The sequence below is a fragment of the Streptomyces sp. NPDC045470 genome (assembly GCF_040646595.1).
Taxonomy (GTDB): Bacteria; Actinomycetota; Actinomycetes; order Streptomycetales; family Streptomycetaceae; genus Streptomyces.
In genome coordinates this window covers 85,359-100,283 of sequence record NZ_JBEZAN010000017.1, presented here as the reverse complement: position 1 = coordinate 100,283, position 14,925 = coordinate 85,359, and the positions used below count along the sequence as shown (strand labels likewise).

Annotated in this window: 13 protein-coding genes; 6 read left to right on the top strand and 7 right to left on the bottom strand. The window is 72.8% G+C overall.

Annotated elements, in window-relative coordinates; all coding sequences use genetic code 11:
* Window positions 1-162: 162 nt before the first annotated feature.
* On the top strand, window positions 163-546 hold the full coding sequence (locus tag AB0A97_RS33130; RefSeq protein ID WP_031001692.1) for a cold-shock protein: 384 nt from the start codon (window positions 163-165) through the stop codon (window positions 544-546).
* Window positions 547-568: 22 nt separating this feature from the next.
* Here the strand turns inward: AB0A97_RS33130 and AB0A97_RS33125 are convergent, their stop codons facing one another.
* Genes AB0A97_RS33125 through AB0A97_RS33110 form a run of 4 tightly spaced genes read right to left on the bottom strand, consistent with a single transcriptional unit; the run spans window position 569 to window position 4,178 of the window.
* Window positions 569-1,420 carry a 1,4-dihydroxy-6-naphthoate synthase gene (locus tag AB0A97_RS33125; protein ID WP_361156988.1) on the bottom strand — a complete coding sequence of 284 codons (852 nt, stop codon included), beginning with the start codon at window positions 1,418-1,420 and terminating at the stop codon, window positions 569-571.
* Entirely contained in the window at window positions 1,417-2,211 is a 795-nt protein-coding gene (locus AB0A97_RS33120) for a futalosine hydrolase (RefSeq protein ID WP_361156985.1), read from the bottom strand. The genes AB0A97_RS33125 and AB0A97_RS33120 overlap by 4 nt, the downstream gene beginning before the upstream one ends.
* Window positions 2,212-2,247: 36 nt before the next feature.
* The gene (locus AB0A97_RS33115) at window positions 2,248-2,760 is read right to left on the bottom strand and encodes a hypothetical protein (protein ID WP_361156982.1); all 513 of its coding nucleotides are present in this window, start codon (window positions 2,758-2,760) and stop codon (window positions 2,248-2,250) included.
* Between the two features lie 26 nt (window positions 2,761-2,786).
* A complete protein-coding gene (locus AB0A97_RS33110; protein WP_361156979.1) occupies window positions 2,787-4,178 on the bottom strand; it encodes an MFS transporter in 1,392 nt (463 codons plus the stop codon).
* Between AB0A97_RS33110 and AB0A97_RS33105 the strand changes: the two genes are divergently transcribed.
* From AB0A97_RS33105 to AB0A97_RS33095, 3 genes are all read left to right on the top strand, one after another.
* Window positions 4,138-4,473, top strand: coding sequence for a hypothetical protein (locus tag AB0A97_RS33105; protein ID WP_361157164.1), 336 nt, complete (start codon window positions 4,138-4,140; stop codon window positions 4,471-4,473). The two genes, AB0A97_RS33110 and AB0A97_RS33105, sit on opposite strands and share 41 nt — an antisense overlap.
* 279 nt (window positions 4,474-4,752) lie before the next feature.
* The gene (locus AB0A97_RS33100; protein ID WP_361156977.1) at window positions 4,753-5,670 is read left to right on the top strand and encodes a DUF3027 domain-containing protein; all 918 of its coding nucleotides are present in this window, start codon (window positions 4,753-4,755) and stop codon (window positions 5,668-5,670) included.
* 485 nt (window positions 5,671-6,155) lie between these two features.
* Window positions 6,156-9,422 (top strand): molecular chaperone Hsp90, encoded by a 3,267-nt coding sequence (locus AB0A97_RS33095; RefSeq protein ID WP_361156975.1) that lies wholly within the window; start codon window positions 6,156-6,158, stop codon window positions 9,420-9,422.
* Between the two features lie 82 nt (window positions 9,423-9,504).
* On the opposite strand, the gene AB0A97_RS33090 is transcribed toward AB0A97_RS33095, so the two are convergent.
* Window positions 9,505-11,898, bottom strand: a complete 2,394-nt coding sequence (locus AB0A97_RS33090) for an HAD-IC family P-type ATPase (RefSeq protein WP_361156973.1) — start codon at window positions 11,896-11,898, stop codon at window positions 9,505-9,507.
* 188 nt (window positions 11,899-12,086) lie between these two features.
* On the bottom strand, window positions 12,087-12,374 hold the full coding sequence (locus AB0A97_RS33085) for a DUF2530 domain-containing protein (RefSeq protein ID WP_361156970.1): 288 nt from the start codon (window positions 12,372-12,374) through the stop codon (window positions 12,087-12,089).
* 285 nt (window positions 12,375-12,659) lie between these two features.
* Between AB0A97_RS33085 and AB0A97_RS33080 the strand changes: the two genes are divergently transcribed.
* Entirely contained in the window at window positions 12,660-14,129 is a 1,470-nt protein-coding gene (locus tag AB0A97_RS33080; RefSeq protein WP_361156968.1) for an NCS2 family permease, read from the top strand.
* Between the two features lie 24 nt (window positions 14,130-14,153).
* Here AB0A97_RS33080 and AB0A97_RS33075 read toward each other — a convergent pair whose 3' ends face one another.
* A complete protein-coding gene (locus AB0A97_RS33075; protein WP_073759267.1) occupies window positions 14,154-14,342 on the bottom strand; it encodes a ribbon-helix-helix protein, CopG family in 189 nt (62 codons plus the stop codon).
* Between the two features lie 130 nt (window positions 14,343-14,472).
* Here AB0A97_RS33075 and AB0A97_RS33070 point away from each other — a divergent pair, with 130 nt between their 5' ends.
* The gene (locus AB0A97_RS33070; protein ID WP_030669441.1) at window positions 14,473-14,922 is read left to right on the top strand and encodes a MarR family transcriptional regulator; all 450 of its coding nucleotides are present in this window, start codon (window positions 14,473-14,475) and stop codon (window positions 14,920-14,922) included.
* Window positions 14,923-14,925 lie beyond the last annotated feature (3 nt).

Sequence of the window (14,925 nt, the reverse complement as noted above, 5' to 3'; positions counted from 1 at the left end):
GGCACCGGACCATTAGCCTTGGGGGGTGGCGGGTCCGGTGGCCCGCTGCACTGCTATCCAGAGCTGTTTTTCCCGCAGAAGACGCAAAAAACACAGTTGACGCAGAAAACGCGCAATCCGGACCCCAGTGGTTTTCCGACGAGTACGAGGACGAGGACAGACGTGCCTACCGGCAAGGTCAAGTGGTTCAACAGCGAGAAGGGCTTCGGCTTTCTCTCCCGCGACGACGGCGGTGACGTCTTCGTGCACTCGTCGGTGCTGCCCGACGGCGTGGACGCACTCAAGCCGGGCCAGCGCGTCGAGTTCGGCGTAGTGGCCGGCCAGCGCGGTGACCAGGCGCTTTCGGTGACGATCCTCGACCCCGCGCCGTCGGTGGCGGCGGCCCAGCGCCGCAAGCCGGACGAGCTGGCGTCGATCGTGCAGGACCTCACCACGCTCCTGGAGAGCGTCACCCAGCAGTTGGAGCGCGGCCGCTACCCCGACAAGGCGCACGGCTCGAAGATCGCCGGCATGCTCCGGGCGGTCGCCGACCAACTGGACGTCTGACGGCCGGCCGGGCGCGGCCCGGTCAGCCGAAGCTGAGCGCATCGCGGCCGAGGGGCGGTACGAGCCCCTCGGCCGCGGCGCGCGTGAGCAGCCCGCGCACGGCCGCGTAGCCGTTCTCGCCGAGGTCGGCGGTGAACTCGTTCACGTACAGGCCGATGTGCTGGTCGGCGACGGCCGGGTCCATCTCCTGCGCGTGTTCCAGCACGTACGCGCGGGACGCCTCGGTGTCGTCCCAGGCCATCCGTACCGATTCGCGGGCCGCCGCGGCCAGCTCGCGCAGCCGCTCGGCGCCCAGCGAGCGCTTGGCGATGATCGCGCCCAGCGGGATCGGCAGCCCGGTCGTGCGCTCCCAGTGCTCGCCCATGTCGGCGAGGCAGCTCAGGCCGTAGTTCCGGTACGTGAAGCGGGCCTCGTGGATGACCAGCCCGGCGTCCACCCGGCCGTCCCGTACGGCCGGCATGATCTCGTCGAACGGCAGCACCTCGACCGCGCCGACGCCGCCCGGCACCTCTTCCGCCGCCCACAGCCGGAACAGCAGGTACGCCGTCGACCGCTCGCTGGGCACCGCCACCGTCTTGCCCGCCAGGTCCTTGGCCTCGCCCGGCTCCTTGGTGAGCACCAGCGGGCCGCAGCCGCGCCCCAGGGCACCGCCGCACGGCAGCAGCGCGTACTCCTCCAGCACCCACGGCAGCACCGCGTACGACACCTTCAGGATGTCCAGCTCGCCGCGTTCCGCCATGCCGTTGGTGATGTCGATGTCGGCGAAGGTGACGTCCAGCGCGGGGGCGCCGGGGACCTTGCCGTGCGCCCACGCGTGGAAGACGAAGGTGTCGTTCGGGCACGGCGAATAGGCGATCTTGAGCGCGTCGCTCATGGCGTCCTCCAGGAGGTGGGGGCCCCGGCCGCCGTCAGAACGCGGGGGAGCGCGGCGCAGGCGGCGGAGAGCGCGCCGAGCGCCTCCCCGATGCGCCACGCGGCGCGGTCGCGCGGGCCGACGGGGTTGGAGACCGTACGGATTTCGAGCACCGGCAGGCCCTGCGCGGCGGCGGCCTCGGCGACTCCGAAGCCCTCCATCGCCTCGACGAGGGCGCGCGGGTGGCGCGCGGCGAGGCGCGCGGCGTGCTCCGCGCTGCCGGTCACGGTCGACGCGGTGAGCACCGTGCCGCACGCGGCGCCGGTGGCCGCGGCGAGGGCTTGTACGAGGGCCGGCGGCGGGGTGTGGACGACGGTGCCGAAGCCGAGCTCGGTCACCGGAAGGAAGCCGTCCGGGGTCTCGGCACCCAGGTCGGCGGCGACGATCGCGTCCGCGACGACCGCGGAACCGACCGCGGCGCCGGGGCCGACCGCGTCCGGACCGGGCCCGAAACCGCCTCCGATCCCGGCGGAGATGACCAGGTCGTAACCGGCTCCGGCACAGATTCCGGCGGTCAGCGCGGTGGCCGTACCGGCGGCAGCGGCGGCCGGGCCGACCCCGGCCGCGAGCACGTCGAGGACCGCGCCGGCCCGCTCGTGCGCGGACGGCGCGGCCGTCCGTACCCGGTGCAGTACGCAGCCGCCCGCGGGCAGCGCGACGATCTCCGCGCCGCCGTCACCGGCCACGCCCGCGACCACCGCGTCGCGCTCGGCCGCGACGGCGGTGACGACCAGGACACGCGGCACGGTCACCTCACCACCACCAGCCTCACGCGTACCTCAGCGGACTCAGGATTCCGCGCGCTTGAGCTTGACGTTCCACACGCCCGTGTACTTGCCGCCCTTGGTGGCCACGACGGACACCACGGTGGAATCGGCCAGACTGCGGGTCTGCTGGTTGACGAAAAGCTGGTCCGCGCTGCCGACGACCTGGTACGTCTGCTTGCTGACGTTGGTGATGGGGCTGTTGTTGGACAGCGCGATCCAGCCGTCCTCCGCCACGTCCGGCTCGACACCGAGGCGCAGCTTCTCGCCCGGGTGCACGGTGAGCGTCTTCTTCGGCTCGGTGGTCAGGCACTTGGTGAACTCGGCCTGCGCCTTCTTGTCGCTGGCGGCCAGATCGCCGAGCACCTTGCCGTCGTCGTAGCAGGCGGCCTCGGCGGTCACGGTGTCCTTGCCGGCGGTCACCGTGGCGAGCGGAGTCGGCTTCTCACAGGCGGAGAGGGTGACGAGCCCCAGGGACACGGCACCGAGGGCGGCAGCGGCGCGGCGGCCAGTACCCCAAGAAGAGAACGCGGTCATGCGGGCAGGCTATCGGTCGGCCCCGGTCACGCCACACGAGGGTGGGGCGCGCCGTGCCGCGCCGCGCCCAGCAGGCCGCGCACGGCCAGTGCCACGCCCGTCGCGACGAGCGCCGCGGCCACCGCCAGGCCCACCGTACCGTTCAGCGGCAGCCCGATCCCGACCGCGCCGCCGACCACCCAGGAAAGCTGGAGCGCGGTCTCGGAACGGGCGAACGCCGACGTACGGACCGATTCCGGCACGTCCCGCTGGATCACCGCGTCCAGCGACAGCTTCCCCAGCGCCTGGCAGAACCCCGCCGTCGCCGCCGCGGCCGTCACCACCACGATCGCCAGCAGTGCGTAGAAGACCGCAGCGGTCACCGCCACGGCCAGCGCCAGCCCCAGCACCACCGCGATGATCAGCTCCGGCGCCCTGGCCCGCAGCCACGCGCCGACCGCCGTCCCCAGCGCGTTGCCCGCCCCCGCCGCCACCGCCACCAGACCCAGCGACACCTGCGGCCCCAGCCCGCCGAGCGGGTGCTCGCGCAGCAGGAACGCCAGGAAGAACGTCAGCAGGCCGGACAGCGACCGCAGGGCACAGTTCGCGTGGAGGCCGTGCAGCACGGACGGCCCGACCGTGCGGAGTCCCGGGCGCCGCCCGCCCGCCAGCGCCTTCCCCGGGCGCTCGCCCGCCGCCTTCCCCGGCAGCTCGCCCGCCGCCTTCCCGAGTCCCGCGCCGTCCTCGCCGGACGCCAGCCGGGCCCGCCCCTCGCCCTTCGCCGAGTCCACCTTGTGCGGCAGCGAGAAGGACAGGAGCGTGCCCGCCACGAACACCGTGAACGCCCCGTACAGCGGCCAGCTCGGCCCGATCAGATGCAGCGCGCCCCCCAGCGGCGCCGCCGCGCCCGTCGCCAGCAGCCCCGCGAGCGTCACCCGCGAATTGGCCTTCACCAACGAGATACGGGGCGGCAGCAGGCGCGGCACGACGGCGCTCCGCACCACCCCGTACGCCTTCGAAGACACCAATACGCCCAACGCCGCCGGATACAGCTCCAGGCCGCCGCCCGCCACCGCGCCCGACATGGTCAGCGCCAGCAGCGCGCGGGCCAGCATCGCCCCGGCCATCGCCGCCCGGCGGCCGTGCGGCACCCGGTCCAGCAGCGGCCCGATCACCGGCGCGAGCAGCGCGAACGGCGCCATCGTCACCGCCAGGTACAGCGCCACCCGGCCGCGCGCCTGGTCCGTCGGCACCGAGAAGAACACCGTCGAGGCCAGCGCCACCGTGATCAACATGTCACCGGCCGAATTCACCGCGTGCAACTCGATCAGCTTGCCGAGACCCGACTCGCCCGCGCCGTGCGCGTGGGTGGCACGCCGTATGCCACGCCCGGTCGCCGTGAACGGACGACGCAGCGCCCGCCCGGCGGCACGGCACACCCGGCCCGCCCCGCCGCCCTCCCGGCCCGGCCGCGTGGACGCCGTCGAGACCCGCGCGCTCCTGGAGACACGCGGGCCGGTGGAGATCCGCGAAGCCTTGGCGATCCGCGGGGTCCGGGCCGCCCTCGCCGTCCCCGACCTGGAGATCCGCGACGCCCGCGACATCCGCGGCAGCCTCGACTTCCTCGACGCCCGTCCGCCAGCCACGCAGCAATACTGCCCCAACTCGCCCGGGACATGGCTCTTTCCGGGCCCTGTCGCGCCGCACCGCCCGGCCGCCGGACGCTGCCGGTGACATTTGCCGCTCCCGGCGAGGGGTCGTGCACCGTTGAAGGGGTAGCGTGTGTAGCGCGCCACCGGCGGTCGTTCTTGGCCGCGCGCCTTGCCGCGATCCCGCAGAATGGGTCGTAAGAGGTGCGCTCGACCGAGATGACCGGGCGCGGACGTCGACGCGGTCCCCAGGTCCGCTCCGCCCGCCCCGGCACGCCGGTCGTCCGGACAAGGACAGGACAGCTCCGGCTGGCGCACTCGTGAGACGGCGTGGAAGAGAGAATCGATTCTTGTGAGTGCTGCGATGCGAAGCCGTACCCCTGACCGCCTGTGCGCCGAGGCGGTCGACCTTGCCCGCGTAGCGGCCGAGGAGGCCGCGGCGCCCGGCACGGTCGGCGAGCACGTCGACGTCGTCGCCGACGGAGACCGCGTCGTCACGCACCTGTTCGAATGCAAGGAGCCCGGCTACCGGGGCTGGCGCTGGGCCGTCACCGTCGCCCGCGCGTCCCGGGCCAAGCACGTCACCCTCGACGAGAGCGTCCTGCTGCCCGGCCCCGACGCGCTGCTGGCCCCCGAATGGGTGCCCTGGAGCGAGCGGCTGCGCCCCGGCGACATGGGGCCCGGCGACCTGCTCCCCACCGAGGCCGAGGATCTCCGGCTGGAGCCCGGCCTGGGTTCCCAGGGGGCCGCGGAGGTCGCGGGGGCGGGTGGCACCGAGGTCTCACCTGGCGTCACCGAGCTGGCGGACGCCGAGGACGCCGATGTCGAGCCCGGGTCGCCCGCGGCCCAGCCCGCGTCGACCGCCCGCGGCAGCATCGCCGCCGTCGCCGACGAGCTGGGCATGGGGCGCTCCCGGGTTCTCTCCCGCTACGGTCTGCACGCTGCGGCGGACCGCTGGGAAGAGGAGTACGGCCCCAAGACCGCCATGGCCCAGGCCGCCCCCGCCAACTGTGTCTCCTGCGGCTTCCTGGTGCCTCTGGCCGGCTCGCTCCGTCAGGCGTTCGGTATCTGCGGTAACGAGTTCGGGCCTGCGGATGGGCATGTCGTGTCGCTCGGGTACGGGTGTGGGGGGCATTCTGAGGCTGCCGTCATGCCGAGGCCTCCGCGGCCGGCGCCTCCCGTTATTGACGAGACCGTTGTGGATCCGTTCACGTTGCGTCCTGACCGGACGGGGGGGTCTGTGGAGGACTCGGGGCCGGCCGAGGAGTTCGGTCACAGCTGACCTGGTGTTGGTGGGGGCGCTTCGCGCGGGGGGTTGTGCTGACGTGTGGCTCGCGTTGCGTTCGTTGTGGGGGCGGGGGCGCGCAGGGGCCAACTCTCCCCCAGCCTTCGGCCGGGGGACCCCCACGGCATCCTTTAGCTGAGGTGCATCGGATATGTGGGCCAGTGTCCGGACTGCCTGCGGGGATGGCCCCCTGCACGCCCCTCCGGTCGGATTGGCGAGCCGAGGTATCGGTGGGGGGAAGTTTCCGATCACCCTGGTGCGCGCCCACCTGGTGGTGAGGCTCGCGTGAGTGCCCAGGCCGATCGCTTGGGATAGCCGTTCGACGGCCGGGCCCATCGCGCACCGGGCCAGGTGTGCCGGGGTTCGTGAGAAGTCCGTTGCGCACGGCGCGCCCCCACCAGGGCACATCCCACCCCCATGCCCCACCTTCGCCTCTCACCGGGTAGAAAGTGGAGTTCGGCATCGGAGGAACGGGAGAGAACGTGAGCGAAGCGGCAGAGGCAGATCCGTTCGGGACGGCTCGGCTGCGGCGGGGGGTGCTCGATGCCTGGGCGGCCTCGCCGGCCCGGTTCCGGGAGGATGCGAACGCCGAGGAGGACCTCGCGCTCGGCGGGTACCGTGACCGGCTCGCCGTGGAGCTGGCGCAGAACGCCTCGGACGCCGCGGGCCGCGCCGGGGTGACCGGGCGGCTGCGCCTGACCCTGCACCCGGCCCAGGGCGGCGAACCCGCCGTGCTGGTCGCCTCCAACACCGGCGCCCCCATCGACGCCACCGGCGTCGAATCGCTGGCCACGCTGCGCGCGTCCGCGAAGCGGGAGACCGCGGCGGCGGTCTCCGTCGGCCGGTTCGGTGTCGGGTTCTCGGCGGTGCTCGCGGTCAGTGACGAGCCCGCGCTGGTCGGCCGTACCGGCGGTGTCCGCTGGTCGCTGGCCGAGGCCAGGGAGCTGGCCAGCCAGGTGGCGGCGCACAGTCCGGGGCTCGGTGGTGAGCTGCGGCGCCGGGACGGCCACGTACCGCTGCTGCGTCTGCCGCTGCCCGCGGAGGGCTCCGCTCCGCAGGGGTACGACACGTCCGTCGTGCTGCCGCTGCGTGACGGTGCCGCGCACGAGCTGACGGTGCGCCTGCTGGCCGGGATCGACGCGGCGTTGCTGCTGACGCTGCCGGGGCTGGCCGAGGTCGTCGTGGAGACTCCGGACGGCGTACGGGAGATGAGGCGGCGCCAGGAGGGCGCGTACGTCGTCATCGAGGACAGTGAGCGGGGCGTCTCGCGCTGGCGGGTCGTGAGTGAGAGCGGTGCGCTGGAGCCCGAGCTGCTGGCGGACCGTCCGGTGGAGGAACGGCTGCGTCCGCACTGGGCGGTGACGTGGGCGGTGCCGGTGGACGAGGAGGGCGCGCCGGTGCGCCCGGCGACCGCGCCGGTCGTGCACGCGCCGACGCCGACCGACGAGCCGCAGGGCCTGCCGGGACTGCTGATCGCTTCGTTCCCGCTGGAGCCGACGCGGCGGCATGTGGCGCCCGGGGCGCTGACCGATCATCTCGTGCGGCGCGCCGCCGAGGCGTACGCGTCGTTGCTGGCCGGCTGGCAGCCGGTGTCGGCGGGGACGATCGATCTCGTACCGGGGCCGTTGGGCAAGGGGGAGCTGGACAACGAGCTGCGGCGGCAGGTGCTGGAGCTGTTGCCGCGGGTGCGGTTCCTGCCGAGCGCGGCGGCACCTGCCACGGGCGCGGAACTGTCGCTGGAGACGGTGCCGCAGTCGGCGGGGCCTGACGAGCTGGCTCCGGGTGAGGGCGGCGGCTGGGGCGGTGCGCGGGGCGAGGAGGACGCGTACGTGCTGCGGCCGGTGGACGCCGAGCTGGTCGAGGGGGCCGGCGCGGACACCGTGCGGGTGCTGGCGGAGCTGTTCCCGAGCCTGCTGCCGGCGGGGCTGGAGCGGCGGTCCGAGCTGCGTGCGCTGGGGGTGGCGCGGGTGCCGCTCGGCGAGGTCGTGGACCGGCTGGCGGGCGTGGAGCGGTCGCCGGCGTGGTGGTGGCGGCTGTACGACTCGCTGGCCGGTACGGACCCGGAGCGGCTGAGCGGGCTGCCGGTGCCGCTGGCCGGGCCTGCCGGTGAGGACGGGCAGGCCGCGCGGACCACGATCGGGCCGCGGCAGGTGCTGCTTCCGTTGCCGGACGGCGACGGCGGTGACGCCGCGGAGCGGCATGCGACGCTGGCCCGGCTGGGGCTGAAGGTCGCACATCCGGAGGCCGTGCATCCGCTGCTGGAGAAGCTGGGCGCCACCCCGGCGGCGCCGCGTGCCGTGCTGACGACGCCGCAGGTGCGGGCGGCCGTCGCGGGTTCCCTGGACGCGGCGGAGGACGACTACGCCTTCGGTTTCGACGGGGAGCCGGCCGGGCTGGGGGGAGAGGAGCTGGCCGAGGCCGTGCTGGGGCTGGTGCGCGATGCGCATCTGGCGCCCGGTGACGAGCCGTGGCTGGCCGCGCTCGCGCTGCCGGACGAGGACGGTGAGCCGGCACCGGCGGGTGAACTGGTACTGCCCGGGAGTGATTTCGAGCGGGTCATCCGGGAGGGTGAACTCGCCGCGGTCGACGCCGGGTTCGCGGAGCGCTGGGGCGAGCAGCCGCTGACCGCCGTGGGCGTGCTGGCGGGCTTCGCCCTCGTACGGGCGCAGGACGTGGTGCTGGACCCGGACGAGCTGGAGCCGCGCGACGGCGACTTCACCGAGCCGGACGACGCCGGTGTGCTGGACGCCGTGGACGTGTGGTGCGAGGACGTCCTCGACGGGCTGCCGGAGACGCCGGTGCCGCCGGTCGCGACGGAGCTGGTGGCCGTACGGGACCTGGATCTGGTGGACGACGACGCGTGGCCGCAGGCGCTGGCGATGCTGTCGCGGCCGCCGCTGCGGGACGCGCTGACCGCGCCCGTACGGGTGCTGCTGCCGGACGGTACGACCGATTCGGTCCGCCCGTACACGGCGTGGTGGCTGCGCGGGCACCCGGTGCTGGACGGCCGCCGGCCGGCCGGTCTGCGGGCCGCGGGCGGCGATCCGCTGCTGGCGGGGCTGTACGAGTCGGCCGACGCGGGCGAGGTGGACGCGCAGGTGCTGCGCGCCCTCGGGGTGCGGACCTCCGTGGCGGCGCTCCTGGAGGAGCCGGGCGGCGCCGCCGAGCTGCTGGGCCGCCTCGCGGACCCGGAGCACGAGGTGGGCTCCGCGCAGTTGCACGCGCTGTACGGGATGCTGGCGGACCTGGACCCCGATCAGGTGACGTTGCCGGAGGAGGTGCGGGCCGTCGTGGACGGCGAGGTGCGCATCGTGGACGCGGCGGAGGCCGTGGTCGCGGACGCGCCGGACCTGATGCCGCTGGCCGCCGGGCTGCCCCTGCTGCCGGTCCGTCCGGCGCGCGCCGCTGAGCTGGCGGAACTGTTCCAGGTGCGGCGGCTGAGCGAGGTCTTCGCGGCGCCGGTGGTCTCGGAGGGCAGCCGGCACGAGGTCCCGGAGCCGGTCCGTACGCTGCTGGGCCCGGACACGCCGCAGTCGTACGTCGAGCACGAGGAGCTGACCGTCGAGGGCGGCACCGAACTCGACTGGCGCTGGACGCCGGACGGCACGCTGCACGCGGCGACCCTGGAGGGGGTCGCCGCGGGGCTCGCCTGGGCCGCCGGCCAGTGGCCCCGCCGCTTCGAGGCGGCGGCGCTCCTGGAGGACCCGGACCGCGCGGAGGAGCTGGCGGAGGCCCGCTGGTTCGACTGAGGCCGTTCCGGGGCGGGGCGGGCGGGCCGCGGTGACGCGGTCGGCCCGCCCCGTTCCGCGTGGCCGGAAAGCGCGGAGCCGACTACGCCGGGAAGCGTCGGCCGATGAACCGCCAGGCGACTTCGAGCAGGATCGCGGCCGCGGCGGCGATGCCCACGGCGGCCCACGGCATCGTCGTGCCGACGAGTTTGAGGTCGAAGAAGTTCTGGAGCCAGGGGACGACGAGCACGATCAGGAAGCCGAGGCCCATCGCCAGGACGAGGCCGACACGCCACCACGTGTACGGGCGGGCGATGATCGCCAGGACCCACATGGCGCTGAGGAAGAGGGTCAGGGTGGCGGCGCTGGTCTCGGCGGGGAGGGCGTCCGGGCCGCTGTAGTGGCTGCGGGCCAGGAGGTACGTGGCGAAGGCGGCGAGGCCGATGATCAGGCCGGAGGGGATCGCGTAGCGCATCACCCGCCGTACGAAGTGCGGTTTGGCGCGCTCCTTGTTGGGGGCGAGGGCGAGGAAGAAGGCGGGGACGCCGATGGTGAGGGTGGACAGCAGGGTGAGGTGCCGCGGCAGGTAGGGGTACGGGATCTGGCAGCAGGCCACGAGGATCGCGAGCAGCACCGAGTAGACGGTCTTCGTCAGGAAGAGGGTGGCTACGCGGGTGATGTTGCCGATCACCCGGCGGCCCTCGGCGACGACGGACGGCAGCGTCGCGAAGCTGTTGTTCAGCAGCACGATCTGCGCGACGGCCTTGGTGGCCTCGCTGCCCGCGCCCATGGAGACGCCGATGTCCGCGTCCTTCAGGGCGAGGACGTCGTTGACGCCGTCGCCGGTCATGGCGACGGTGCGGCCGCGCTTCTGGAGCGCTTTGACCATGTCGCGCTTCTGCTGCGGCGTGACGCGGCCGAACACCGCGCCGTCCTCCAGGGCCTTGCCCATGTCGTCCGGGTCGGCGGGGAGCTTGCGCGCGTCGACGGGCGAATCGGCGCCGGGCATGCCGAGTTTCCCGGCGACGGCGCCCACGGAGACCGCGTTGTCGCCGGAGATGACCTTGGCCTGGACGCCCTGGTCCGCGAAGTAGCGCAGGGTGTCCATCGCGTCGGGGCGCAGCCGCTGTTCGAGGACGACGAGGGCGGTGGGGCGTACCTGGTCGGCGACACCGGCGTCGTGCAGGCCGCGTTCGGCGCGGGCCAGCAGGAGGACGCGCAGGCCCTGGGCGTTGAGGTCGTCGACCTCCGGGAGCGTGTCGTCGCCGGAGGGCAGGAGGACGTCGGGGGCGCCGAGCAGCCACGTGGTGTGCTCGCCGTCCGGGCCTTCGAGGGCCGCGCCGCTGTACTTGCGGGCGGAGGAGAAGGGCAGCGCGTCGGTGGCGCGCCGGCCGTCGCGGGCCGGGTACGCGTCGATGATCGCCTGGAGGGAGGCGTTGGGGCGCGGGTCGGACGCGCCGAGGGCGCCGAGGATCTGCCGGCAGTGGTCCTCGTCCGCACCGCCGAGCGGGCGCAGGTCGCTGACGTCCATGCCGCCCTCGGTCAGCGTGCCGGTCTTGTCCAGGCAGACCACGTCGACGCGGGCCAGGCCCTCGATGGCGGGCAGCTCCTGGACCAGGCACTTCTTGCGGCCGAGCCGGACGACGCCGATGGCGAAGGCGACCGAGGTGAGCAGGACCAGGCCCTCGGGGATCATCGGGACGATGCCGGCGACCATGCGGCGTACGGCCTCGTCGCCCGCCATGTTGAGCGTGAACAGGTGGCTGAGGATCAGGCCGACGGCGGTCGGCACCATCATCCACGTCACGTACTTGAGGATCTGGCTGATGCCGGTGCGCAGCTCGGAGTGGACGAGGGTGAAGCGGGACGCCTCTTCGGCGAGCTGGGCGGCGTACGCCTCGCGCCCGACCTTCGTGGCGGTGAACGCGCCGCCGCCGGCGACCACGAAGCTGCCGGACATCACCTTCTCGCCGGGCTGCTTGACCACCGGGTCGGCCTCGCCGGTCAGCAGCGACTCGTCGATCTCCAGGCCGTCGCTCTCCAGGACCTCGCCGTCGACGATCACCTTGTCGCCGGGGCCGAGTTCGATGACGTCGCCGAGGACGACCTCGGAGGTGGGGATCTCGGCGGCCGTGCCGTCGCGCCGTACGGTCGGTTTGGACTCGCCTATGACGGCGAGGCTGTCCAGGGTCTTCTTGGCGCGCAGCTCCTGGATGATGCCGATGCCGGTGTTGGCGACGATGACGAAGCCGAACAGGCCGTCCTGGATCGGGCCGACGATCAGGATGATCACGAACAGTACGCCGATGATGGCGTTGAAGCGGGTGAAGACGTTCGAGCGGACGATGTCGGCGGTGGAGCGCGAGGACCGTACGGGGACGTCGTTGACCTCGCCTCTGGCCACCCGCTCGGCGACCTCGGCGGCGCTCAGGCCGCGGTGGGCCGGTTCGGTGGCCTGCGCGCGGCCTCCGGCTTCGGTCTTCGCCCGCTGAGTCATGCCTTCGACGTTACGGGCGGAACGGGCGATTCACCCGCTGGATGCGCACAGGAAGGTGGTGCGAGTTGTTGGAGGGGCGCGCGTCAACCGTGGGGGGTCGGGATGCGTCCACTACGGGGTGAAAATGTCCGCGGGGCGGGACGACTGCTCCACCGTGCCGGGACGGCGGCCCGGCGTGCGCCGGCGGATCAGCGCGCGTCCGCCGCCGCCCGCTCGGAGCCCGGGGCCGCGGCGGCCGCCGCGCGCTTGATGGCGGCGTCGCGCTTGCGGACGTACCAGATGCCGAGGATGCCGAGACCGCCGCCGGCCAGACAGGTCCAGACCCACCAGGTGCGGTCGTGGTCGGCGAACCAGCCGTAGAAGGGGAGCTGGGCCAGGAAGAGCACGAACCAGATGATGGTGCCGCCGGTGATCGTGCCGACGACGGGGCCCTCAAGAGGCTCCGGGGCCTCGCGCAGTTCGGACTTCTTCCACATGGGGCCAGCTTACGGGCAGCCACCGACAGGGCCGGTACAAGGCCGGTCATGGCAGGGTGGCGGGCGGGGCGGTGCCGCGGGCCGGGTCCCGGGCGGCGGCCGGCCCTGTCCCGCAAGGGTCTACGCGCGGAGATAGCGATCACCGCCTTGTTTATTCATACTGAACCTATCCGGTTCTGACTGGTTTGATTCGTCGAATCCTCCAATCTGATCCGGCTTGTTTGTGTTCTGGGCCCGATCCGGGGCCCCCACGCCCTCCCAGGCCCGTACGACTGAGGTCCGCGCATGTCCCCCTCGGCCACCACGCCGGTCGACGCCGTCCAGAGCCCAGGTCCGCAGCAGCCCAAGAACGGTCTCGACCGGTTCTTCAAGATCTCCCAGCGGGGGTCCACGGTCTCCCGTGAGCTGCGCGGCGGTCTCGCCACCTTCTTCGCCATGGCGTACATCGTCGTGCTGAACCCGATCATCCTCGGCGCCGGCCAGGACAAGTTCGGGCACCAACTGGACAACGGTCAGCTCGTCACCGCCACCGCGCTGATGGCCGGCCTGTCCACGCTCCTGATGGGCGTCATCGGCAATGTGCCGATCGCCGTCGCCGCCGGCCTCGGCATCAACGCCGTCGTCTCGCTCCAGCTCGCCCCCAAGATGAGCTGGCCGGACGCGATGGGCATGGTCGTGCTCGCCGGTCTGGTGCTGATGATCCTGGTCGCCTCCGGTCTGCGGCAGCGCGTCATGGACGCCATTCCGAACGGGCTGCGGCGCGCCATCGCGATCGGCATCGGCCTGTTCATCTCGCTGGTCGGCCTGGTCGACGCGGGCTTCGTCAGCCGCAACCCGGACGCCGCGCACACCACCGTGCCGCTGGCACTGGGCCAGGGCGGCCAGCTCCAGGGCTGGCCGGTGCTGGTCTTCGTGGTCGGCCTGGCGCTGATGTTCCTGCTGACCGTACGGAAGACCAAGGGCGCGATCCTGATCGGCATGGTCGTGATGGCGGTCGTCGCGATCGTCGTCAACGCGATCGCGGAGATCCCGGACGCGAGCTGGGGCCTGGCGGTCCCGAACGTGCCGGACGGCATCGTCGGCGCGCCGGACTTCGGCCTGGTCGGACAGATCAGCCTGTTCGGCGGCTTCAAGGAGGTCGGCCTGCTGACCGGCTGCCTCTTCGTCTTCACCGTGCTGCTGTCCGGCTTCTTCGACGCGATGGGCACGATCATCGGCGTCGGCGAGGAGGCCGGGCTGACCGACCAGGACGGCAACCTGCCCGGCATGGGCCGCATCCTGATGGTGGACGGCATCGCGGTCGCGGCGGGCGGCGTCGGCTCGGCGTCCGCCAACACCTGCTTCGTGGAGTCCACGGCGGGCGTCGGCGAGGGGGCCCGTACGGGGTTGGCGAACGTGGTGACCGGCGGGCTCTTCCTGCTGGCGCTGGTCTTCACGCCGCTGGCGACGGTCGTCCCGTCGCAGGCCGCGACGCCCGCGCTGCTGGTCGTCGGCTTCCTGATCATGTCGGCCAACGTGCGGGACATCGACTGGAGCGACTTCACGATCGCCGTTCCGGCGTTCCTGACGATCATCTCGATGCCGTTCACGTACAGCATCACCAACGGCATCGGCATGGGCGTGCTGGCCTTCATCCTGCTGCGGACGGCGACCGGCCGCTTCAAGGAGATCCCGTGGTTGCTGAACGCCGTGGGAGTGGCCTTCCTCGTCTACTTCCTGCTCGATCCGATCGAGCAGGTCCTGGGCGTGCACTAGCGCGCGCCGCGTGGGCGGTGCGGTTCAGAGCGGCGGTGCCGCGTAGAACCGCTCCGTCCGGTCCACCGACATCTTGAATCGTTCGTCGAAGTCTTCACGGATGAGCGTCCGGGTCACATAGTCCTGGACGCTCATTCCGCGTTTCGCGGCGTGCTGCCGAAGGCGCTCCAGCAGTTCCCCGTCCATGCGCAGGCTGAGCACTCCCGATCCCATACCGCCACGGTCCTCTCATGCCCTGGTCAGGCGGGTCACTTTCCGCTGCGTCCTCACTCGGAAGGGTGTGGCGGGTGGTCGCAGGTGTACGGGCTTTCATTAGAGAGGGTAATGAGTTATGCTAACGAACATGCCGGAACTGTCCCTGGGCGACGACGCTGCCGCCGACGCCGACGCCGTGAACGCGCTGCGGTCCGCCGTGATGCGGCTGTCCCGCCGACTCAAGCACCAGCGGGTCGACGAGTCGCTCAGCCCCACCGAGATGTCGGTGCTCGGCACCCTCGCCCGGTGCGGGCACGCCACCCCGGGCGAGCTGGCGCGCAAGGAGCACGTCCAGCCGCCGTCGATGACCCGCATCGTCGCGATGCTGGAGGCCAAGGGCCTGGTCCGGCTCGAACCGCACCCGGACGACCGCCGTCAGAAGGTCGTCACCCAGACCGAACAGGCCGAGGCGATGCTCGAAGAGAGCCGCCGCAAACGCAACGCGTGGCTGGCCGAGCTGGCCTCCGGGCTGGACGAGGACGAGTGGGCCGCACTGCGGACCGCCGCACCCGTGCTGGAGAAGCTCGCCCAGTTGTAGAGA

Bases quoted from the DNA above. Each gene is read 5' to 3' on its own strand.
- AB0A97_RS33125 (WP_361156988.1), bottom strand. From the start codon at position 1,420: ATGAGCGACGCGCTCAAGATCGCCTATTCGCCGTGCCCGAACGACACC.
- AB0A97_RS33115 (WP_361156982.1), bottom strand. From the start codon at position 2,760: ATGACCGCGTTCTCTTCTTGGGGTACTGGCCGCCGCGCCGCTGCCGCC.
- AB0A97_RS33100 (WP_361156977.1), top strand. From the start codon at position 4,753: ATGCGAAGCCGTACCCCTGACCGCCTGTGCGCCGAGGCGGTCGACCTT.
- AB0A97_RS33090 (WP_361156973.1), bottom strand. From the start codon at position 11,898: ATGACTCAGCGGGCGAAGACCGAAGCCGGAGGCCGCGCGCAGGCCACC.
- AB0A97_RS33085 (WP_361156970.1), bottom strand. From the start codon at position 12,374: ATGTGGAAGAAGTCCGAACTGCGCGAGGCCCCGGAGCCTCTTGAGGGC.
- AB0A97_RS33080 (WP_361156968.1), top strand. From the start codon at position 12,660: ATGTCCCCCTCGGCCACCACGCCGGTCGACGCCGTCCAGAGCCCAGGT.
- AB0A97_RS33075 (WP_073759267.1), bottom strand. From the start codon at position 14,342: ATGGGATCGGGAGTGCTCAGCCTGCGCATGGACGGGGAACTGCTGGAG.
- AB0A97_RS33070 (WP_030669441.1), top strand. From the start codon at position 14,473: ATGCCGGAACTGTCCCTGGGCGACGACGCTGCCGCCGACGCCGACGCC.